Here is a 20612-nt window from a genome sequence, read left to right on the forward strand (position 1 = left end):
ACCCATGCGCACCGAACAGCCGAAGATGATCTATCTGAAGGACTATCAGGCCCCCGAGTACCTGATCGACGAGACGCACCTGACCTTCGAGTTGTTCGAGGACCATACCCTGGTCCATGCGCAACTGCTGATGCGCCGCAACCCGGTACGCGGGGCGGGCCTGCCGCCGCTGGTGCTTGATGGCCAGTTGCTCGAACTGCTGTCGGTCAGCCTGGACGACCGCGAGCTGGGCGCCGCGGACTACCAGCTGGACGAGAATCACCTGACCCTGCAACCGGCGAATGAGCGTTTCACCGTCGATACCAGCGTGAAGATCCACCCGGAGAGCAACACCGCCCTGGAAGGCCTGTACAAGTCCAGCGGCATGTTCTGCACCCAGTGCGAAGCCGAGGGTTTCCGCAAGATCACCTACTACCTCGATCGTCCGGACGTGATGAGCAAATTCACCACCACGGTGATTGCCGAGCAGCACCAGTACCCGGTACTGCTGTCCAACGGCAACCCGGTCGGCAGCGGCCCGCAGGAAGACGGACGGCACTGGGCGACCTGGGAAGACCCGTTCATGAAGCCGGCCTACCTGTTCGCGCTGGTGGCCGGTGACCTGTGGTGCGTCGAGGACAGCTTCACCACCATGACCGGGCGCAATGTCGCGCTGCGCATCTATGTCGAACCGGAAAACATCGACAAGTGCCAGCACGCCATGAACAGCCTGAAGAAGTCCATGCGCTGGGACGAGGAGGTCTATGGCCGCGAGTACGACCTGGACATCTTCATGATCGTCGCGGTCAACGACTTCAACATGGGCGCGATGGAGAACAAGGGCCTCAACATCTTCAACTCCAGCGCCGTGCTGGCCCGTGCCGAAACCGCCACCGACGCGGCGCACCAGCGGGTCGAGGCGATCGTCGCCCACGAATACTTCCACAACTGGTCGGGCAACCGCGTGACCTGCCGCGACTGGTTCCAGCTGTCGCTCAAGGAAGGTTTCACCGTGTTCCGCGATGCCGGGTTCTCCTCGGACATGAACTCGCGCACGGTCAAGCGCATCCAGGACGTCGCCTACCTGCGCACCCACCAGTTCGCCGAGGACGCCGGCCCGATGGCCCACGCGGTGCGGCCGGACAGCTTCATCGAGATTTCCAACTTCTACACCCTGACCGTCTACGAGAAAGGCTCTGAAGTGGTCGGCATGATCCACACCCTGCTCGGTGCCGAAGGCTTCCGCAAGGGCAGCGACCTGTACTTCGAGCGCCACGACGGCCAGGCGGTGACCTGCGACGACTTCGTCAAGGCCATGGAGGACGCCAACGGTGTCGACCTGACCCAGTTCAAGCGCTGGTACAGCCAGGCCGGCACCCCGCGCCTGGCGGTCAGCGACAGCTACGATGCGCAGGCGCAGACCTACAGCCTGACCTTCCGCCAGAGCTGCCCGCAGACACCGGACAAGCAGGAAAAACTGCCGTTTGTGATACCCGTGGAGCTGGGCCTGCTGGATGCCCAGGGCGCCGAGATCGCTCTGCAACTGGCGGGCGAGGCGGTGCCGGGGGCCACCAGTCGCGTGCTCTCGGTGAGCGAAGCCGAGCAGACCTTCACCTTCGTCGGCATTGCCGCCAAGCCGTTGCCGTCGCTGCTGCGCGGCTTCTCGGCCCCGGTCAGGCTGAGCTTCCCCTACGACCGCGATCAGTTGATGTTCCTGATGCAGCACGACAGCGACGGTTTCAACCGCTGGGATGCCGGCCAGCAACTGTCGGTGCAGGTGCTGCAGGACCTGATCGGGCAGCACCGCAAGGGCGAGGAACTGGTGCTCGACCAGCGCCTGGTCGTGGCCCTGCGCAGTGTGCTGGCCAACGAGCAACTGGACCCGGCGATGGTCGCCGAGATGCTGTCGCTACCGAGCGAAGCCTACCTCACCGAGATCAGCGAAGTGGCCGAGGTCGACTCGATTCACGCGGCCCGCGAATTTGCCCGCCGGCAACTGGCGGAGCAACTGTTCGACGGCCTGTGGCAGCGTTACCAGGCCAACCGCGAGGTATCGAGGAACACCGCCTACATCGCCGAGAACGAGCATTTCGCCCGTCGTGCGATGCAGAACATCGCGCTGTCCTACCTGATGCTCAGTGGCCAGCCGCAGGTACTGGCCGCGACCCTGGAGCAGTTCGACGCCGCCGACAACATGACCGAACGCCTGACCGCCCTGGCGGTGCTGGTGAATTCGCCGTTCGAGGAGGAGAAAGCCAAGGCCCTGGCGGTGTTCGCCGAGCACTTCAAGGACAACCCGCTGGTCATGGACCAGTGGTTCAGCGTGCAGGCCGGCAGCACGCTGCCCGGTGGCCTGGAGCGGGTCAGGGCACTCATGGAGCACCCGGCGTTCACCCTGCGCAACCCGAACAAGGTGCGTGCGCTGATCGGTGCGTTCGCCGGGCAGAACCTGGTCAACTTCCATGCGGCGGACGGTTCCGGCTATCGCTTCCTGGCGGACATTGTGATCCAGCTCAACGCGCTGAACCCGCAGATCGCCTCGCGCCAGCTGGCGCCGCTGACCCGCTGGCGCAAATACGACAAGGCCCGCCAGGCGTTGATGAAGGCCGAGCTGGAGCGTATCCGTGCTTCGGGCGAGCTGTCGGCGGACGTCTTCGAGGTGGTCAGCAAGAGCCTGGCCTAACCCGTACCGGGTGGGAGCAGGATTTATCCGCGAAGCCTTTAGCGCTCGGAAGGCCCCTTCGCGGATGAATCCTGTTCCCCTGGCCTGTGATCGTTCCCGCGCTCCGCGTGGGAATGCCTCCCCGGACGCTCGGCGTCCGCTCTTGTGACGCACAGCATCACGGCTGTGCTCCCAGGCAGAGCGTGTGAAGCATCATCCGTAGTCCTTGTTCATCATCCCTCCTGATGCCCCGATATTCATGTCCCCCGCGATACCCCCGGTTAACAAAAGATAACGTGGCGTCGATTGTCAGACGATTCCAAAGCCCGATAGGATAGTTCCAGCCTTGGAAGGGGCTCTAGATTGCCGGTTTCAGACGATCGGCAGTGCTGAAAACGCCCTCGAAGGCGCCCTGAAGGGTTGGATGACCTAACAATAATAAGGGGGAAAAGGTCTATGAATGAGCCTGTGAAGAGTACGGGTTCCCGTCGTCCGCCGAGCTGGCGGCGTGCGGTCTTGCTGACCTCGATGCTCTCTCTGTCCGGGCTGGGGCTGCCGGCCGGTTCGCTTTGCGCCGCCGAGGCCGGCACGGCCGACGGCGTCTACTCCATCGAATCCTCCAAGGCCGCCAAGGGCCTGTTGCTCGACGTGGTCCACGCCGGTGCCCGCCTGGTCGCCGTGGGGGATCGCGGGCATATCCTGTTTTCCGATGACCAGGGCACGACCTGGACCCAGGCCCGGGTGCCGACCCGACAACTGCTCACGGCGGTCTATTTCGTCGACGACAAGCACGGCTGGGCCGTCGGCCACGATGCGCAGATCCTCGCCAGCAACGACGGCGGTGCCACCTGGAGCAAGCAGTTCGAAGACCTCAAGCGCGAAGCGCCATTGCTGGACGTCTGGTTCAAGGATGCCAATACCGGTTTCGCCGTCGGCGCCTATGGGGCCCTGCTCGAAACCACCGATGGCGGCCAGCACTGGGAAGATGCCAGCGACCGCCTCGACAACGAAGACCAGTACCACCTCAACGCCATCGCCGCGGTCAAGGACTCCGGCCTGTTCATCGTCGGCGAGCAGGGCAGCATGTTCCGCTCGGCCGACTGGGGCCAGACCTGGGAACGCCTCGACGGTCCCTACCAGGGCTCGCTGTTCGGCGTGCTCGGTACCGCCGAGCCGAGCACCCTGCTGGCCTACGGCCTGCGCGGCAACCTCTATCGTTCCAGCGATTTCGGCTCCAACTGGGAGCCGGTCGAACTCAAGGCCGCCCGCGGGGCGCTGGAGTTCGGTCTGTCCGGCGGCGCCCTGCTGGCCGACGGTTCGCTGGTGATCGTCGGCAATGGTGGCAGTGTGATCCGCAGCACCGATGACGGCGTGACCTTCAGTGTCTTCAATCGTCCCGACCGCATTTCCCTATCGGCGGTCACCACGGCCGGCAACGGCAACCTGATCCTGGTCGGCCAGGGGGGCGCCCATGTCGCCTCGCCAACCGGCAGTGAGCAGGGCAAATAACAAGAAGGCGGGGAGTTTCACATGAGCAGTCATCATCAGGACAAGGCGACGTTTCTCGAACGCCTGATTTTCAACAACCGCCCGGCAGTGATCGTGATCTGCCTGCTGGTCAGCATCTTCCTGTTCTGGCAGGCGACGCTGATCCGTCCGTCCACCAGCTTCGAGAAAATGATTCCGCTCAAGCATCCGTTCATTGAAAAGATGATGGAGCACCGCAACGACCTGGCCAACCTCGGCAACACCGTGCGCATTTCGGTGGAGGCCCGGGACGGTGACATCTTCAGCAAGGCATACATGGACACCCTGCGCCAGATCCACGACGAGGTTTTCTACATCCCCGGCGTCGATCGTTCCGGCCTCAAGTCGCTGTGGAGCCCCAGCGTGCGCTGGACCGAAGTGACGGAGGAGGGCTTCGCCGGCGGCGAGGTGATCCCGCAGAGCTACAACGGCTCGGCCGACAGTCTCGACCAGCTGCGCAACAACGTGCTCAAGTCCGGCCAGGTCGGGCGCCTGGTGGCCAACGACTTCAAGTCGAGCATCGTCGATATCCCGCTGCTGGAGTCCTACCCGGACCCGCAGGACCAGGGCAAGCTGCTCAAGCTCGACTACCAGAAGTTCTCGCACCAGCTCGAAGAGAAGATCCGCAACAAGTTCGAAGCGCAGAACCCCAACGTGAAGATCCACATCGTCGGTTTCGCCAAGAAGGTCGGCGACCTGATCGACGGCCTGATCATGGTGGTGATGTTCTTCGGCGTGGCCTTCGTCATCACCCTGGTGCTGCTGTACTGGTTCACCTGGTGTATCCGCAGCACCATCGCGGTGCTGATCACCACCCTGGTGGCGGTGATCTGGCAACTGGGGCTGATGCATGCCGCCGGTTTCGGCCTGGATCCGTACTCGATGCTGGTGCCGTTCCTGATCTTCGCCATCGGCATCTCCCACGGCGTGCAGAAAATCAACGGTATCGCCTTGCAGTCCAGTGAGGCCGACAATGCCCTGACGGCGGCGCGGCGAACCTTCCGGCAACTGTTCCTGCCGGGGATGATCGCGATCCTGGCCGATGCCGTGGGCTTCATCACGCTGCTGATCATCGATATCGGGGTGATCCGCGAACTGGCGATCGGCGCGTCGATCGGCGTGGCGGTGATCGTGTTCACCAACCTGATCCTGTTGCCGGTGGCGATTTCCTATGTCGGCATCAGCGGCAAGGCGGTCGAGCGCAGCAAGAAGGACGCGACCCGCGAACACCCGTTCTGGCGCCTGCTGTCGAACTTCGCCAGCCCCAGGGTGGCCCCGGTGTCGATTTTCCTGGCCCTGCTGGCCTTCGGTGGCGGCCTCTGGTACAGCCAGAACCTGAAGATCGGCGACCTCGACCAGGGTGCGCCGGAACTGCGTCCCGACTCGCGCTACAACAAGGACAACAGCTTCATCATCAACAACTACTCCACCAGCTCCGACGTGCTGGTGGTGATGGTCAAGACCACGTCCGAGGGTTGCTCGCGCTACGCGGCCATGGCCCCGATCGACGAACTGATGTGGAAGATGCAGAACACCGAGGGCGTGCAGTCGGCGATCTCCCTGGTGACCGTGTCCAAGCAGATGATCAAGGGCATGAACGAGGGCAACCTGAAGTGGGAGACCCTGTCGCGCAACCCGGATGTGCTGAACAACTCCATCTCCCGCGCCGATGGCCTGTACAACGCCGACTGCTCGCTGGCACCGGTGCTGGTGTTCCTCAACGACCACAAGGCTGCCACGCTGGACCGGGCGGTTCATGCGGTGCAGGACTTTGCCAAGGAGAACAGCAGGGAGGGCCTGGAATTCCTGCTTGCGGCCGGTAACGCCGGGATCGAGGCGGCGACCAACGAGGTGATCAAACAGGCGGAACTGACCATTCTGATCCTGGTGTACATCTGCGTCGCGGCCATGTGCATGATCACCTTCCGCTCCTGGGCGGCGACCCTGTGCATCGTCCTGCCGCTGGTGCTGACCTCGGTACTGGGCAACGCGCTGATGGCCTTCATGGGGATCGGCGTGAAGGTCGCGACCCTGCCGGTGGTGGCGCTGGGCGTGGGTATCGGCGTGGACTACGGGATCTACATCTACAGCCGTCTGGAGAGTTTCCTGCGTGCCGGGCTGTCGTTGCAGGAGGCCTACTACCAGACCCTGCGTTCCACCGGCAAGGCGGTGCTGTTCACCGGCCTGTGCCTGGCGATCGGTGTCTGCACCTGGATCTTCTCGGCGATCAAGTTCCAGGCCGACATGGGCCTGATGCTGACCTTCATGCTCCTGTGGAACATGTTCGGGGCGCTGTGGCTGCTGCCGGCGCTGGCGCGGTTCCTGATCAAGCCGCAGAAGCTGGCGGGCAAGGTGGGGGATCCTTGCTGGCCCATTGAGACCGTCAGAAAAGCTTCGCGGGCAAGTCGGATCGCCGCACCGCCGGCTCCTACAGGGCGGTGTGCATCTCGGTCTTGTGCCTGGCACGGACCTGTAGGCGCCGGGCCTGCCCGCGAACCGCCCCTGGCGGGCACCCGCTGCGATGCAATATCGCCTATCATTGCCCCTTTCCCGAAAAATGATAGAAACCGCCATGACCGACACCTTGCCCACTGCCCTTGAAGCCTGCGACATGCTGGAAATCGACGGCCTGCACGCCTTCGATTTCACCCTCGACGATGCCGGCCTGCTGATCGAGTGCATGGACGGGCGCGCCGCCAAGCGTTGGAGCTTCAGCCTGGCCCAGGTGCAGGCGGCCACCTTCGACGAGACCCTGCAGAGCTGGGTCGTGGTCGGCGACTCCGGCGAGCATCGCCTGGTGTGCCTGAGTGCGTTCAGTGCCCGGGAGCAAGCGGAGGATGAACAGGATGATGCGTAAGTTCTGGCCCCTGCTGATGGCCGGCAGCATCGGCTCGATGCCGGTCCTGGCGGCCCCAGGCGACACCGTCCAGTTGCTGGTCGGCTCCTACACCGCCGGCAGGAGCGAAGGCATCTACCGCCTGCAGTTCGACAGCCGCACCGGCAAGCTCGACCCCAAGCCGCTGCAGGTGATCAAGACCGCCAATCCTTCCTGGCTGACCCTCTCCGGCGACCAGCGTCGGCTCTACGCGGTCAATGAAAACGGCCCCGGCCAGAAGGACCCGGTCGGCCGGGTCAGCAGCTACTCGATCGACCCCAGGAGCCACCAGCTCAAGCCGATCAACCAGGTGCAGAGCCTGGGCAGCGAGCCGACCCATGCCAGTCTGAGCGGCGACCAGCGCTACCTGTTCGTCGCCAACTATTCGGTACTGGAAGATCCGGGCGGCAGCCTGGCGGTACTGCCGGTGGATGCCAAGGGCAAGCTGTCGCCGCCGGTCCAGCTCAGCAGCCACCCGGCCAGCCTGGTCAACCTGGAGCGGCAGGCTTCGGCCCATGTGCATTCGGTGGTGTCGTCGCCGGACGGGCGTTTCGTCTTCGCCAGCGACCTGGGTGCGGACAGGATTTTCGTCTACCGGTATGACCCCAAGGCCAACCCGGAACGGCCGCTGACCCCGGCCAACCCGGCCTACGTGCAATTGCCGCCGGGCAGTGGTCCACGACACCTGCTGTTCAGCGCCGATGGCAAGCATGCCTGGCTGAGCACCGAAATGAGCGCGCAGATCACCGTGTTCGACTACCAGGACGGCAAGCTCACCCAGAAGCAGCGGGTGGAACTGGCTGACCAGCAGCCGCTGTCGGACAAGGCCGCCGCGGCCCTGCATGCCTCGAAGGACGGCAAGTTCCTCTATGCCAGCAACCGTGGCACCGCCAACCAGTTGCTGGTGTTCGCCATCGACCCGGCCAGCGGCGAGCTCAAGGAACTGCAACGGCGTTCGGTGGAAGGCGATCACCCGCGTGAGTTCACCCTCGATCCGAGCGGCAGGTTCCTGCTAGTGGCCAACCAGAAGAGCAACCAGATCGTGGTCATCGAGCGCGATGCCGACACCGGCCTGTTGGGCAAAACCGTGCAGACCTTGCCCTTCGAGGCGCCGAGCTACCTCGGCTTCCTGCCGCGACAATAGACCGCAGGCCCCGGTTTACAAGGGGCTTGCACTTCTATTAATCACGCTGATATCCGCTACTGCTGCAATGAATTTCAACCCGAACAGCTCTCGGATGTACTTTGGACTCACGGCCTGAAAGGGCAAGCAAGCCAACTGACATTCGAGGGTTTTCGACATGAACTTCAATCTCTTCTCCATCATCGCCGCTTCCGCCATCTCTGCCAGCGTTGCCCTGCCAGCCAGTGCCAGCGTCGAGATCAGCGAGAAAAAATCCCATACCCAGAGCTACACCCCCAAGTACCTGCAACAAAGCGCCAACTTCTACGCCGCCCTGGATCACAAGGCTCAACACTGAGCGCTGAACCAGCCCGCAACGCCGGAGCGAATTCACTCATTCGGCAGTTGGTCCATTGACCGCCTGCCATGAGAGTGAATTCGCCCCGGCGTTGTCGTTTCTGCCGTTTTTGTTTCAACCCGATAACAGGATTCATATAAGCCGGGATTAAATTTGACGCTGGCTTATTGACTCTTGGCGATTAATATTGCTGATAACGACTATTTAAATAGTTGCCTACTTAGTTATGCGGTTATGATGGATCCTATAGGCATGACATTCGCCTGTGGAGAAAGAACACCATGGCCAGCAACCTCCTGACATCTGCCCGACACGGCGCCTACCTGGCTATTGGCCTGTATGTGGCGCTGGTGCTCGTCATCAGTCTGTCGAGCCTGCTGCACGGCTCGGACGATGCGGCGATCCAGTTGGCGACGCCGAGCATTCCGCTCGAACACAAGACTCAGTCCGCCGGCGTGCTCGCGCACAACGCCGACGCCGGGGCCTGATTCACGGCTGACGCTAGCGGGTCAGTCGGCAGCTGTAGCCGGCTTGGCCATTACCGCGATAAACAGCGGTGAGGCGAGAAACCGCTCCAGCCAGTCCCGCAGTCGCCGATAGGGTGTCTGCGCGAACCACTCCCGATCGACATGGGCGAACTGCCGGACAAAGGGGCCAGGGCCATGTCAGCCAGGCTGCGATGCTCGGCCAGCAACCAGTCGCGCTGTTGCAGCAGATCTTCCAGTTTACGCAGGAACGGCTCGGCCTCGGCCCGGTAGTGCTCCATCGGAAACGCCGGGTAGCGCACCGCGTATTTGTAGCGGTCCAGCCGCCGCTTGAAGTCGCCGTCGTTTTCCTCGATCAGGGCCATTGCGGCCCGGGCGGCCAGCGGGTCGCCCTGTAGCAGCCAATCTTCAGGGTCATGCCGGGCCAGCGCCCAGTGCATGATCTCCAGGCTCTGTTCGATCACCTGCCCATCGCCGCAGGCCAGCACCGGCACCGTACCCTTGGCTGACAGCGCGAGCATCGCCGCCGGCTTGGCCTTGAGGCTGACTTCCTCGATCTGCACCGCCACGCCCGAGTAGCGCAGCGCCAGGCGCGCACGCATGGCGTAGGGGCAGCGGCGGAAGGAGTAGAGCAGCGCCGTTTTCATTTCACCTCCAGGGTACTCAGGCCGTTGCCCTGGCGTTGCACCTGGATCTGCACCGGGATGCGTTCGTGCATTTCCTGCACGTGGGAAATCACTGCGACCTTGCGCCCCTGGGCCTGCAGACCGTCGAGGGCGTCCATCGCCAGTTGCAGCGATTGCGGATCGAGGCTGCCGAAGCCCTCGTCGATGAACAGCGATTCGATCTTCAGCGTGCTCGAAGCCATCGAGGCAAGCCCGAGGGCCAGGGCCAGCGACACCAGGAACGTCTCGCCGCCGGACAACGAATGCACCGAGCGCAGTTCGTCCCCCATTTCGGTGTCCAGCACCAGCAGCCCGAGCATGCTGCCGCCGCGCTTGAGGCGGTAGCGCCGCACCAACTGACGCAGTTGCACGTTGGCATGGTGGACCAGCAGGTCGAGGTTGTAGGCCTGGGCCAGCTTGCGGAAGCGGTCGCCGGTCGCCGAGCCGATCAGCGCATCCAGGCGCGCCCAGCGCTGGTACTCGGCATAGGCATGGGCAATGCGCTGCGCCAGCGCCTGGTTGGCATCCTGCCGACGTTGGTCGTCGACCTGTTCGGCCCGCAGTTCGGCGCAGTGCTGTTCGCTGGCGGCGAACTGCTGCTGACAGTCGGCCAAGGCGCTGGCCAACTGCTCGGCGTCGGGGTTGCCGTTGTGCTGGGCCTGGTGCGCCTGCAGGCGCTGTTCGCGCTCCTGCAGCAGAACCTGGGCCTGTTCGACGGCCTTTTCGTTGCGCAGCAGGTGCTGGCGCAACTCGGCGACCTGGCTGTCGTCCAGTGCCAGCAAACTCTGCAGGGCGCTGTCGTCCAGTTCCGGGTGGCCGGTGCGCCATTCGGCGATCTTCCCCGCCAGCGCGTTGGCCTCCTGTTCCAGGGCCTGCTGATGCTCCTCCCGGGCCTTGAGCTCGGTCGCGATTTGTACCCGTTGCGTGCGCGTGTCCTGCAACGCCTGGGTGGTGCTGCTCTCGGCCTGGCGCGCCTGTTCCACCGCCTGCTCGAGTTGCTGCTGCCAGTGATCGGCACTGTCGTGTCCACCGAGCAATTGGCTCAGTTGCTGCTGGCTGGCCTGCTGCTGCGCGGCCAGTGCCTCGAACTGTTGCCTTGCGCCTTGCCACTGCTGTTCGCGGCTTTGCTGGCGCTCCAGTTCCAGCTCCAGGGCCTGTTGGCGCTGTTGCTGTTCGGCCAGTTCATCGCGTTGCTGTTCCCGTTGCTGCAGGCGCTCGGCGAGCTGCCGGTCCAGTTGCAGGAAGGTCGCCGCCGGTTCGTTGCGCAGGGCCTCCAGGGTCGGGGCCGGCAGCAGGGTGGCGAAGGCCGCCAGTTCATCGTCCAGGCGCTGGCGGTCGCCGGCCAGTTCGCGCTGCTGCTGCTCCAGTTGCCGGGCGGCCTGCTGGTGCGCGGCTTCGGCCTGGCGCAGTTGCTGGGTCAGTCGCGCGGCGTCCTGTTGCAGGGTGAGCAGGGCGTTCTGGCGCTGCTCGTCGCGTGTCAGGTTCTGGTTCAACTGGCTGGTTTGCCGCTCCAGCCAGGCATCGCGCTGGTCGGCGTGCTGGTCCAGCAGTTGGGCCGCCAGCGGATGCGCTTCCAGGCTGGGCGCCAGGGCCTGCTGCTGGCTCGTCAAGTGCTCCTGCTGGGCCAGCAGTTCCTTCTGCTGGGCGATCAGCCCACCCACCTCGGCACGCAGTTCGGTAAGCCGTTCCTTGAGCCGGTCCACGGCAGCCTGGGCATTGGCCTGTTCACTTTCATCGTGGCGGCCAAGGCTCTGCAGCAGTGCCTCGGGCTGATGGTAGGGATGTTCGTGGCTGCCGCAGACCGGGCAGGGCTGGTCATCCTGCAACTGTGCGCGCAGTTCCTCGACGCTGGCATTGCGGGCCAGGCGTTGACGTTCGAGCAGTTCGCGGGTGACGTTGAGCGTCTGTTCGGCCACCTCCAGTTCGGCCTTGGCCCTGACTCCGTCCTGGGTCAGGCGCTCGCGCTCCTGCTGGGCGCTGCTCAGGCGTTGCTGCAATTGGGCGGCGCGTTGGTCCAGGTCCTTTTGGCTGGACCATAGCCGGGCCAGGTCCTCGACGGCCCGCAACTGCTTGCGGTTGTCCTGCAGCAGGCTGCCGAGAATGCCGATCTGCTCGGCCACGGCGTCCGGTTCAGCGGCAGCCTCCTGATAGAGGACTTCCAGTTGCTGTTTCTGGGTGCCCAGCGCCTGCGCGGTTTCGCCGGCGGTGCGTTCGAGGCCGGCCAGTTCGGCCTGGCCCTGGTTGAGCCGGTTGCCGATCAGCATCAATTGCTGCAGGCGCTCGCGGTAGGCAGTCCAGGCCTCGCTCAAGGGCGCGAGATCGCTGCTGTGCTCCAGTTGCGTGGCAATCTGTTGCAGGCGCTCGGCAACCTGCTGCTGCCGCTCCTGCAGGGCCTGGATGGTCGCCTGGCCCTGGTCCCGGGCCTGCTGCGCAGTGTCTTGTGCCTGGGCGGCGAGTGCCGCATCCCTGGCCAGTCGGGCGAGGTTGCCTTGCTCGTCGAAGGCCTGGCGCAGCAGCGGGGCGCTGCCGCTCTGCTGCTGTTGCGCGCTGTTCAGTGCGGCCTGGGCGGTGGTCAGAGCCTGTTTCAGCTGTGCCTGGCGTTCGCTCAGCGCCTCATGCTGCTGGCGCTGCTGCGTGATCTGCTCGGCCAGGGGCGGCAGTTGCCCATCGATTTCCAGCTTGCGGGCAAACTGGTGCCGTTGCGGGGCCAACTGCTCCAGCCGTGTCAGCTTCAGGCGCTCGTCGGCCAGTGCCTGCTCTTGTTGCCGGAGGCTTTCCAGTTGTTCGGCAGCCGCCTGGCGGGCGTCCTGCAACTGCTGCAATTCCTTGAGCCAGCCGTGCTGCTGTTCGAGCTGGCGCAGTCGGGCCTTGTGCAGTTCCAACTGTCGCTGCGCGCTGTCGAAGCGTTCGTCGAGTTCGGCGCGGGCTTCGGGGCTCATCGGGGTGAGGCCCACCGCCTGGTCCTGCAACAGCTTGTGGGCTTCGCGGGCTTCCTTGGCCTTGTCGAAGGCGCGGCGACCGAGGCGAGTGTAGAGCGCGGTGTCGGTGAGCTTTTCCAGCAGTTCACTGCGTTCGTTGTCATCGGCCTTGAGGAAGGCGCTGAACTCGCTCTGGGCCAGCAGCACGGCGCGGGTGAACTGCTCGAAGTTCAGGCCGAGGCAGGCTTCCAGCTGGGCCTTGTATTCGCCTTTCTGGCTGGCCAGCAACTGATCGCTGTCGAGGTCGCGCAAGCTCTGGCGGCTGGCCTGCAGCTTGCCATTGGCCTTGTCCCGGGCGCGGTTGGCTTCCCAGCGGGCGCGGTAGCGGCGACCGTCGATCCCGACGAAATCGACTTCGGCGAAGCCGGCACCGGTACCGCGGCGCAACAGGGTGCGGGGATCGCCGGTGCTGATTTCGCCATCGGCATCCGGCACCTTGGCATCGCGCGAGGCAGTGTTCAGCCGGGGGACGGCGCCGAACAGTGCCAGGCAGAGGGCGTCGAGCAGGGTGCTCTTGCCGGCGCCGGTCGGTCCGGTGATGGCGAACAGGCCGGTGCTGGCCAGCGGCTCGGCGGTGAAGTCCAGTTCGAACGGGCCGGCCAGGGAGGCGAGGTTCTTCAGGCGAATGGCAAGAATCTTCATGGCTGCTCGTCCTCCAGTTGCACTTCCTGCAACAGCAGGGCGAAGTCGTCGAGGGTCTGCGCGTCCACTTCGTTGCCGTAGTGGTCCTGCCAGGCGCGGCTGAACAGGTCCTGGGGGCTGAGCTGGTCGAGCTCGACCAGGCGTGCGTTATCTTCCTCGTCTTCGCGTGCACCGCGGCCGGCGTATTCGGCGGCGATGCGCACCAGGCGCACGGCCTTGCCCTGCAGGGCACTTTCGATCTGCTGGCGCAGGTCCGGCTGCGGTTCGTCGAGGCGTACCCGCACCTCCAGCCAGGGTTGGCGTTGCAGGTCGGCCAGCAGGTCGACATCGGGCAGCTCGGCGAGCCTTTCCAGGATTTCGGCGAAGGGCAGCGGGCCCAGGCGTTGCAGGTCGACGGCGCGTGGTACCAGGCGTGGTTCGACGCTGACCAGGGTTTCGCCGTCGAGCACGATATCGAGGATCTGGTGTTTGTAGCCGATCTCCGAGAACGACAGCGGGATGGGTGAGCCGCTGTAGCGGATACGTTCTTCGCCGTTGACCTTCTGCGGCTTGTGCAGGTGACCCAGGGCGACGTAGCTGACGCTGGCATCGAACAGACTGGCGGGCAGGGCCTCGGCGCTGCCGATGATCAGGCTGCGTTCGGAGTCTTCGGAAACCGAGCCGCCGGCCATGTGCGCGTGGCTGATGGCGACCAGTGCCTGGCCGGGCTGGCGCCTGGCCTTGGCCGCCTCGATCAGCCAGCGGTGGACCTGGCCGATGCCACGCAGGTAATCGTCGCCCAGCAGCGCGCCGGTGACTTCGGCCGGGCGCAGGAAGGGCAGGGCCAGGCACCAGCCGGCGATCTCGCCGTTGGCGGCGGGCAGCGGGATCAGCAGGCGCTCGCTGTCGAGCTGGCCGTCCTCTAGCCAGAGCACCCGGCCCAGGGCGTGGGTGCGCAGGCGGCGCATCAACGGCGCTGGCAGTTCGATGCGCGAGCCGGAATCATGGTTGCCGGCGATCATCACGATGGTCAGTTGCGGCTGTTGCTCGTGGGCGCTGACGATGAAGTCGTAGAGGCGCTCCTGGGCTTTGACCGGCGGGTTGACGGTGTCGAAGATATCGCCGGCGATCAGCAGTACGTCCGGTCGTTGGCTGGCCAGCTGGGCGAGCAGCCAGGTCAGGAAGCAGGCGTGTTCGAAATCCCGTTCCTGGCCATGAAGGTTCTGGCCCAGGTGCCAGTCGGAGGTATGAAACAGGCGCAAGGCAAACTCCGCGAAGACGGTGGCGACCGCTCAGGACAAGGTGGCGGTGCGAAAGACCGACAAGTCTACTGGTAAATCCGCGGGGAGTGGCGATACGGGTTTTGAGGCATCAGGAAATTTCGCCTTGGCGCCCTTTTTTCGCCTTCCCCTGTGCCGGGCTTACTTGGGGTACAGCGGCGGTAGCCCGCTGTCGCCGACCGGGGCCTGGACCCGTTCGGCCGCCGGGATGGCGCGAACCACCCGCCACAGTTCCTCGCCTTGCCAGTACTGGCCGGTCTCGCTGTACAACGCGCCATTCAGGCCGTCCAGGGCATCGGACAGCGGTACGAAGCGCGCGGCCATCTCGGCCAGGGTCTCCGGCTGCTGCCGGGCCCAGGCATCGAGCGCCTGGCGCGTGGCCTGGGGATCGTTGGCCAGGCAGGTGCGCTTGAGGTCGTCGAGCAGGGTCCGCGGGCTCGGTCCGGCCTGGGCGGCGCGGTGCACCGCCGGCTGCGAGCGGGCGCGCCACCACAGGCCGAAGCCGAGCAGGGTGGTGCAGGCCAGCAGCAGCGTGCTGAGCTTCCAGATCCACAGGCTCGCCGCGTCGGCGGCGATGTTCGCCGGTACGCTGTTGACCGGCGTATCCACTGCCAGGCTCGGGTTGTTCGTGACCTGCAGGCTGCGCGCCGGCAGGGTGGTGCGCTCCACGTGCTCTTCGTGGGTGTTCCACCAGACCACGCTGATCGCCGGCAGCTCAAAGGTGCCGCTGTGGGTCGGGACCAGGGCTTCACGTTCTTCGCGACTGCCGATCAGGCCGCGTTCGCTGTTCTGGTTGCTCAGTTGCGGCTGGTCCGGGTAGCGGCGCAGGCCGCTGATACTGGTGGCCGGCAGCGGTGGCAACTGGGCGCTGGACAGGCCTTCGGCCTTGAGGGTGAGGCTGCGGGTCAGCGAGTCGCCGACCTGGCTGTGGTCCGGCTCCGGGCTCCAGCTTTCGCCCAGGCTCAGGCTGCGCGCCGGCAGCCATGGTGCATCGGCGGGCCAGGCCGCCGGTTGCGGTTTGACGTCGAGGGTCATCTCGGCCGAACTGACGTGAATCAGCTTGCCGGGCTTGGGGCCGGCCGGTGTCTGGCCCTGATTCTGGCCCTGGCCGGTCTCCGCCAGGGTGGCGCTGAACACCAGCGCCGGAATCGCCAGCTTGCCGCTGTGCTGCGGGTAGATGGCATAGCGCAGCTCGATCACGCCATGGCGCACGCCGTTGATCAGCTTCTCGTAGGTGCGCGATTCGCCCAACTGCTCGATACGTGCATCGCCCAGTTGCAGCGGGCTGAGGTTGCTGTCGTCATACAGCGACACCGAATGGTAGATGCGCAGGGTCAGCACCGCCTGGGCCTGGACATAGACGCTGTCCTGGTCAAGGCTGGTTTCGATGAACACCGAGGCCAGGCTGTTGGCCGGTTCCTGCTGGTCGCTCTGCACCACCTGCAGGGTGATCGGCTGGCTCTGCAGTTCGCCCAGTTGCAAGGCGGGAATCACCACGTCGCCGCTGTGTCGTGGCAGCAGGGTGATGATCCAGCGGGTCGTCGCCTGCTTGTCGCCGCCCAGGGTAGTCAACTGGTTGACCTGGCGCGTGCCGCGCACTTCGAACTCGCCGGCCAGCGGCTCCAGGTCCGGCTTGCCGAACTGCGTGACATCCCGCGATTCCAGGGTCAGTTCCACCGATTCACCGGAATTCACGCGCGTGCGGTCGACGCTGGCGAGCAGCCCGTCGGCATGGGCCGGCAGGCTCCAGCAGAGCAGCCACAGCAAGAGGGCGGAAAAGCGGTTGATCATCGGGTCTTGTCCTGATGGAGCTGTTGTTCGTACCAGAATTTGCGCCTGAGCAGCTCGCCCGGATCGTCGGGGATCTGCCGCAGCCATTGTTCGAGGGCCTGGCGCTGTTCGCCCTCGATATTCTGCGCGGCGCTGCGCAGCGGTGGGCGGGTGGTCCGTTCGTCGTCCAGCTCGCTGCCCGGTACCTCATTATCACCTGTTGGCGCGGCCGAGGCATCGGTCGATGCAGTGTTCGGCGGCGGGTCCTGGGTCTGTGGCACGGCCTCGGCTGCCTGTGGCTGCGCGGGTGTGGCGCTGCTGGAGGAGGCGTCGTGCAGAGTGGAGGACGGCTCGCCGGTGGCGGCGGTTTCGTCGGGCTTGACCGGCTGGGGTTCGGAGCGGCTGCGTTGCTCTTCCAGTATCTGCTCCACCAGGGCCTTGTTTCTCAGCGCCGGGCGCAGGTCGGGCTGGCGTTCCAGGGCCTGTTCATAGGCGTCCAGGGCGGCCTCCAGCTCGCCGCCCTGGGCCAGGGCATTGCCGCGGTTGTAATGGGCGTTGGCATCGTCGCCTTCGGCGAACTTGCGGGCCGCTGCCGTATAGTCGCCGGCTTCGTAGAGCGCCAGGCCCTGCCATTGCGGGTCGTCGAAATGCCTGGCTGCCTCCAGCGGGCGCTGCTGCTCCAGTAACCGCATGCCCTGTTGATCCGGACGCAGCCACAGGTCGGTGAATTCGAAGGCCTGGCTCGGTGGCGGGAACAGCAGCAACAGCGGCAGGCAGAACAGCCAGCCGCGCCGGCCGGCACAGGCGGCCAGCACCAGCAAGGGCAGCAGCAGCCAGTAGCCCTGGTCTTCCCAACTGTCGAGCTGGACGAACTGGCCATCGTCGCGCAGATGCCGTGGCCCGTCGAGCAGGCCGAGGCCGCGCAGGTCGCTTTCGTCGACACGGCTCTGGCGATAGCGGCCGCCGACTTCCGTGGCGAAGGCCTTGAGGCCCGGGCTGTCGAGGCGCGGTACGCGGATCGCGCCCTGGGCATCCTTGAGGAAACCGCCATTCTCCTCGGCGACCGGGGCACCGTCGCGCGTACCGACACCGAGGATCAGCAGGCTGTGGGGCTGTTGCGCCAGGGCCTGGCGGATGCCTTCGCGTTCCTGTTCACTGAGGGACGAGCCGATCAGCAGCAGCCGTCCCTGGCCCTGGGCGCCGCGTTCGAGCAGGGTCAGCGCCTTGGCGACCGCGAGGTCGGCGCGATGGCCCGGTTCGGGCATGATCGATGGCTTCAGCGCATCCAGCAGGTTGCGGCTGGTGCCCATGTCATCGGACAGCGGCACCAGGGTGTGGGCGCTGCCGGCATAGACGATGATCGCCGTCTGCGCATCGCTGCGCGCGCGCATCAGGTCGAACAGCTTGCGCCGGGCCTGTTCCAGGCGGTTTGGTGCGATATCGGTGGCGAGCATGTCCGGGGTCAGCTCCAGCAGCACCACCAGCGGGTCCTGGGGCTTCTGGGTCGATTGCTCGATGCGCTGCCAGCTCGGGCCGAGCAGGGCCAGCAGGGCCAGGGCCCAGCCCAGGCCGAGGACCACCCATGGCAGCCGGCTCTCGCGACCGCTGCCGCCACCGAGCAGTACGCGATGGAAGGCCGGCGGCAGGATCATCTGCCAGCGTCCGGCCCGTTTCTGCCGATGCCAGAGCCGCCACAGCAACCAGCCGAGCAGGGGCAACAGCACCAGCCAGGCGGGGCGGAACCAGTGTGGCCAGAGGCCTGAGAGGAATTCGCCGCTCATCGGCGCCTCCGCAGGCGCAGGCGCTTGAGGCGTTCACGCCACTCGGGGTGCTGCGGGAGGAACTGGCGACGCGCCAGCCAGCGTTGCAGCAGGTTGTCCGGCCACTGCTCGCGGGCCACCAGCAGCAGGCTCAGGGCCAATGCCAGGGCCAGCGGCCAGTGATAGAGGGCGCGGGCGGGGCGGGCCTGGGTCGGTTGCTGGGCCACCGGTTCGAGTTTGTCCAGGGTGCTGCGGATGCTTTGCAGTTCCTGGCCGTCGCGGGCGCGGAAATACTGGCCACCGGTGACCTGGGCGATTTCCTTGAGGGCCGGTTCGTCGAGGTCCATGCTCGGGTTCAGTCCGAGCATCGACAGGCTGCCGCTCTGTTCCGGGTCGGCCCCGATGCCGATCGGGTAGATTTTCACCTGCTCCTCGGCCGCCAGACGGGCCGCGGTGATCGGGTCGATCTGGCCGCCGTTGTTGGCGCCATCGGTCACCAGGATCAGCACCCGGCTTTGGGCCGGCCGCTGGCGCAGGCGCTTGAGGGCCAGGCCGATGGCATCGCCGATGGCGGTGTTCTTGCCGGCGATGCCGATCTTCGCTTCATCCAGCCAGACCCGCACGGTGCGCCGGTCGAAAGTCAGCGGCGCCTGGACGTAGGCCTTGCTGCCGAACAGGATCAGCCCGACCCGGTCGCCTTCGCGGCTTTCGAGAAAGTCGCCCAGCAGGTGCTGGACCAGGCTCAGGCGGCTGACGTCTTCACCTTGCCAGCGCATGTCGGGATATTCCATGGAGCCGGAGACGTCCACCGCGACCAGCAGGTCGCGGCCGCTGGCGGCGATCGGCAAGGGTTCGCCCAGCCACTGCGGGCGGGCGGCGGCGATCAACAGCAGCAGCCAGAGCAGCACGAAGCGCGCCTGCTGGCGCCAGCCGGGCAGGTTGAGGCGGGCACGACGGCGGGCCAGGGTTTCGAGATCGGCAAGAAAACTGACCTTCAGCGCCGCCTCGCCGCTGTCGGCCACCGGCAGCACCAGCCGCAGCAGCCAGGGCAGCGGGAACAGGGCGAAGATCCACGGCCAGGCGAACTCAAACATGCTTGCGGATCCAGGTGTCGATGGCCTGGTTCAGGCCGGCGATGGCCTTGTCGTCGAGTTTGCACTCGGGCTTGTAGGCGCCCTCCACCAGCACCATCCAGCGCGTCAGGCCGGCGGCCGGGCAGCGGTTGTCGAGGAAGGCCAGCCACTGGCGGCCATTGAGGGTATGACTCTGGCTGCCCGGATAGTGGTTGCGGCACAGGCGCTTGAGCAGCCCGTTGAGTTGCTGCAGCCAGGCACCGGCGGGTGCGCCGTCATAGGGCTTGGGCAGGCGCGCGAGTTCCTCCAGCGCGGCCAGCCGTAACGGGTCCAGCGGCTGTTCGGCACGCGGCAGCGGACGTCGGGCCAGCAGCCAGCGCCGCAGGTACCAGAGGCCGACGCCCAGCAGCGGCATCGACAGCGCCAGCAGCCACCAGCCCGGTGCTGGCGGCCAGAAACCCTGTACCGGTGGGGTGATCAGCGGTTGCAACTGGTCCAGGCCGCTCATGACGGTTTTCCCGGCCGTTGCGGGTTGAGGTACTCGCGCAACTGCTCGACCATTTCGCCCTGGGTGCTCAGGGGCATCAACAGCACCCGCAGCTTCTGCGCCAGCAGTTCCCAGCGGGCGGCCCGCGCGTCGCCCTGGGCACGATAGGCCTGGCGCAGTTCCGGGTTCAGCGTGTCGAGCTCCAGCAGCGCGCCACGGTCGGCGAAGCGCAGCAGGCCGGCGGCGGGCAGGGCGTGGTCGAGCGGGTCGGACACCGGCAGCAGCAACAGGTCGCAATGACGCGACAGCAGGCTCAACTGACGTTCGGCGGCATCGGTCAGCGCGCGCTCGTCGCAGATCACGATCACCAGGCTGCCCGGGCGCAGCACTTCCCGCGCACGGATCAGCGCCTGGCCCAGGGTATCCTGGCCGGCGGCGACGTCGGTGTGCAGCGAATGGTTGACCCGCACCAGCCGGTTGAGCAGTTGCAACAGGCTCTGCTTGCTGCGCCGCGGCTTGATTTCATAGTGCTCGTTGTCGCCGTAGACCAGCCCGCCGACCCGGTCGTTATGACCCAGCGCGGCCCAGCCGATCAGGCTGGCGGCCTGGGCGGCGAGCACCGATTTGAACATCTGCCCGGAGCCGAAGAACAATTGCCGGCTCTGCTCGACGAGGATGAAAATCGGTCGCTCGCGCTCCTCGTGGAACAGCTTGGTATGCGGTTCCTGGGTTCGCGCGGTGACCCGCCAGTCGATGGTGCGCACGTCGTCGCCGGCCTGGTAGACCCGCACCTGGTCGAAGTCCACACCACGGCCGCGCAGTTTCGAATGGTGCAGGCCGATCAGCGGGCTGCGCTGGCTCGGCGTCGAGAACAGCCGTACTTCGCGCACGCGATGACGCATCTCGATCAACTCGGCGAGAGTGGTACGGATGCCGGGCTCGGCGGGTAGCGGGGTGATCATTGTCGGG

General features: G+C 65.7%; 13 protein-coding genes and 2 pseudogenes. 7 read left to right on the forward strand and 8 right to left on the reverse strand.

What is annotated here, in order from left to right:
• Positions 1 to 4: 4 nt before the first annotated feature.
• The 7 genes and pseudogenes from pepN to ACZ5KU_RS10315 all read left to right on the forward strand — a co-directional run bounded on the left by pepN (position 5) and on the right by ACZ5KU_RS10315 (position 9012).
• A complete protein-coding gene (gene pepN, locus ACZ5KU_RS10285) occupies positions 5 to 2662 on the forward strand; it encodes an aminopeptidase N (RefSeq protein ID WP_464737095.1) in 2658 nt (885 codons plus the stop codon).
• 435 nt (positions 2663 to 3097) lie between these two features.
• Positions 3098 to 4150 (forward strand): WD40/YVTN/BNR-like repeat-containing protein, encoded by a 1053-nt coding sequence (locus tag ACZ5KU_RS10290; RefSeq protein WP_416772625.1) that lies wholly within the window; start codon positions 3098 to 3100, stop codon positions 4148 to 4150.
• A gap of 21 nt (positions 4151 to 4171) precedes the next feature.
• Positions 4172 to 6546, forward strand: a pseudogene (locus tag ACZ5KU_RS10295) (efflux RND transporter permease subunit).
• A gap of 194 nt (positions 6547 to 6740) precedes the next feature.
• Positions 6741 to 7025, forward strand: a complete 285-nt coding sequence (locus ACZ5KU_RS10300) for a DUF5629 family protein (protein WP_054059170.1) — start codon at positions 6741 to 6743, stop codon at positions 7023 to 7025.
• Positions 7015 to 8187, forward strand: a complete 1173-nt coding sequence (locus ACZ5KU_RS10305; RefSeq protein WP_054059169.1) for a lactonase family protein — start codon at positions 7015 to 7017, stop codon at positions 8185 to 8187. The genes ACZ5KU_RS10300 and ACZ5KU_RS10305 overlap by 11 nt, the downstream gene beginning before the upstream one ends.
• A 157-nt stretch (positions 8188 to 8344) precedes the next feature.
• Entirely contained in the window at positions 8345 to 8524 is a 180-nt protein-coding gene (locus ACZ5KU_RS10310; RefSeq protein WP_054059168.1) for a hypothetical protein, read from the forward strand.
• Positions 8525 to 8805: 281 nt separating this feature from the next.
• A complete protein-coding gene (locus ACZ5KU_RS10315) occupies positions 8806 to 9012 on the forward strand; it encodes a hypothetical protein (RefSeq protein WP_054059167.1) in 207 nt (68 codons plus the stop codon).
• A 21-nt stretch (positions 9013 to 9033) separates the two neighbouring features.
• On the opposite strand, the pseudogene ACZ5KU_RS10320 reads toward ACZ5KU_RS10315, so the two are convergent.
• The 8 genes and pseudogenes from ACZ5KU_RS10320 to ACZ5KU_RS10355 all read right to left on the reverse strand — a co-directional run bounded on the left by ACZ5KU_RS10320 (position 9034) and on the right by ACZ5KU_RS10355 (position 20605).
• A pseudogene (locus ACZ5KU_RS10320) lies at positions 9034 to 9656 on the reverse strand (glutathione S-transferase).
• On the reverse strand, positions 9653 to 13294 hold the full coding sequence (locus ACZ5KU_RS10325; RefSeq protein WP_464737096.1) for an AAA family ATPase: 3642 nt from the start codon (positions 13292 to 13294) through the stop codon (positions 9653 to 9655). Before ACZ5KU_RS10325 ends, ACZ5KU_RS10320 begins: the two are co-directional and overlap by 4 nt.
• Positions 13291 to 14535: an exonuclease SbcCD subunit D C-terminal domain-containing protein gene (locus ACZ5KU_RS10330; protein ID WP_054063805.1), complete on the reverse strand. Its 1245-nt coding sequence runs from the start codon at positions 14533 to 14535 to the stop codon at positions 13291 to 13293. The genes ACZ5KU_RS10325 and ACZ5KU_RS10330 overlap by 4 nt, the downstream gene beginning before the upstream one ends.
• Before the next feature lie 159 nt (positions 14536 to 14694).
• Positions 14695 to 16341 carry a BatD family protein gene (locus ACZ5KU_RS10335; protein WP_054063941.1) on the reverse strand — a complete coding sequence of 549 codons (1647 nt, stop codon included), beginning with the start codon at positions 16339 to 16341 and terminating at the stop codon, positions 14695 to 14697.
• A complete protein-coding gene (locus tag ACZ5KU_RS10340) occupies positions 16341 to 18104 on the reverse strand; it encodes a vWA domain-containing protein (RefSeq protein ID WP_464737097.1) in 1764 nt (587 codons plus the stop codon). The genes ACZ5KU_RS10335 and ACZ5KU_RS10340 overlap by 1 nt, the downstream gene beginning before the upstream one ends.
• Positions 18101 to 19177 (reverse strand): vWA domain-containing protein, encoded by a 1077-nt coding sequence (locus ACZ5KU_RS10345; RefSeq protein WP_054063803.1) that lies wholly within the window; start codon positions 19175 to 19177, stop codon positions 18101 to 18103. The genes ACZ5KU_RS10340 and ACZ5KU_RS10345 overlap by 4 nt, the downstream gene beginning before the upstream one ends.
• Positions 19170 to 19664, reverse strand: a complete 495-nt coding sequence (locus ACZ5KU_RS10350; RefSeq protein ID WP_464737098.1) for a DUF4381 domain-containing protein — start codon at positions 19662 to 19664, stop codon at positions 19170 to 19172. Before ACZ5KU_RS10350 ends, ACZ5KU_RS10345 begins: the two co-directional genes overlap by 8 nt.
• On the reverse strand, positions 19661 to 20605 hold the full coding sequence (locus ACZ5KU_RS10355) for a DUF58 domain-containing protein (protein WP_054063801.1): 945 nt from the start codon (positions 20603 to 20605) through the stop codon (positions 19661 to 19663). The genes ACZ5KU_RS10350 and ACZ5KU_RS10355 overlap by 4 nt, the downstream gene beginning before the upstream one ends.
• Between the last annotated feature and the right edge of the window lie 7 nt (positions 20606 to 20612).

Source organism: Pseudomonas sp. Tof1 (assembly GCF_055390395.1).

Bases quoted from the DNA above. Each gene is read 5' to 3' on its own strand.
- pepN (WP_464737095.1), top strand. From the start codon at position 5: ATGCGCACCGAACAGCCGAAGATGATCTATCTGAAGGACTATCAGGCC.
- ACZ5KU_RS10290 (WP_416772625.1), top strand. From the start codon at position 3,098: ATGAATGAGCCTGTGAAGAGTACGGGTTCCCGTCGTCCGCCGAGCTGG.
- ACZ5KU_RS10300 (WP_054059170.1), top strand. From the start codon at position 6,741: ATGACCGACACCTTGCCCACTGCCCTTGAAGCCTGCGACATGCTGGAA.
- ACZ5KU_RS10305 (WP_054059169.1), top strand. From the start codon at position 7,015: ATGATGCGTAAGTTCTGGCCCCTGCTGATGGCCGGCAGCATCGGCTCG.
- ACZ5KU_RS10310 (WP_054059168.1), top strand. From the start codon at position 8,345: ATGAACTTCAATCTCTTCTCCATCATCGCCGCTTCCGCCATCTCTGCC.
- ACZ5KU_RS10315 (WP_054059167.1), top strand. From the start codon at position 8,806: ATGGCCAGCAACCTCCTGACATCTGCCCGACACGGCGCCTACCTGGCT.
- ACZ5KU_RS10325 (WP_464737096.1), bottom strand. From the start codon at position 13,294: ATGAAGATTCTTGCCATTCGCCTGAAGAACCTCGCCTCCCTGGCCGGC.
- ACZ5KU_RS10340 (WP_464737097.1), bottom strand. From the start codon at position 18,104: ATGAGCGGCGAATTCCTCTCAGGCCTCTGGCCACACTGGTTCCGCCCC.
- ACZ5KU_RS10345 (WP_054063803.1), bottom strand. From the start codon at position 19,177: ATGTTTGAGTTCGCCTGGCCGTGGATCTTCGCCCTGTTCCCGCTGCCC.
- ACZ5KU_RS10350 (WP_464737098.1), bottom strand. From the start codon at position 19,664: ATGAGCGGCCTGGACCAGTTGCAACCGCTGATCACCCCACCGGTACAG.
- ACZ5KU_RS10355 (WP_054063801.1), bottom strand. From the start codon at position 20,605: ATGATCACCCCGCTACCCGCCGAGCCCGGCATCCGTACCACTCTCGCC.